The organism is Paenibacillus campinasensis (assembly GCF_002272015.1).
In the GTDB taxonomy this organism is placed as follows: domain Bacteria; phylum Bacillota; class Bacilli; order Paenibacillales; family Paenibacillaceae; genus Paenibacillus_AQ; species Paenibacillus_AQ campinasensis.
On sequence record NZ_NPBY01000095.1, the window covers coordinates 1 to 641 of the forward strand.

At 31.0% G+C, this 641-nt stretch carries 1 protein-coding gene; it reads left to right on the forward strand.

From position 1 onward, the window contains the following. Window positions 1-189, forward strand: a 189-nt coding sequence (locus tag CHH67_RS26610) for a hypothetical protein (protein WP_218832082.1), incomplete at its 5' end; no start/stop codon positions are given. Between the last annotated feature and the right edge of the window lie 452 nt (window positions 190-641).

Sequence of the window (641 nt, forward strand, 5' to 3'; positions counted from 1 at the left end):
CTTTTAAATCCGGTTTTAAACTATTATAATAACAGATATAATTATTATGTTAATATTGGTTCTTCTGTAGCAGGATATGATGCATTTATTGATACAACACAGTATATTCCTAATTTAAAATTTCAAATGATTCGGGTATGTCAAGCAGATATCAACACTTTTAAGGGTTTTTTGACAACGCTAACATAATGGATTTACATAATAATGTATACGGAAGAGCATATGCAGCTAGTCATCCATCTGGATATGACAGTGCCTTTACAAGTGCAAAAAATGCCGGCGACTTAATTCTCAGTGAAAGTAGTGTAACTAATTGGAATTATACTTATGTTTGGCAAAATAATTGGTGGACTGAATAAATAACTAGAGTGTAGAGAGGAGTGAGGGCAATTTTTTACTATATTTGGTTATCCTTCTCCCTATTGCTCTCACTATATGGCCTCATTTCTTATTGGCCGAAATATACGTTGGACGATGAATTCATTCTTTTTAACGACATCATCACAGCTTTAATTTTTACCCCATCATATTTTGTACTGTGTTTATCAGTAATTTTACAGATTGCAATCATCTTTCTAAAAAATAATAGCCGCTTAAAAGTATTAGTTAATGTTTTAATATATTTGGTTAGTGTAGTAGTT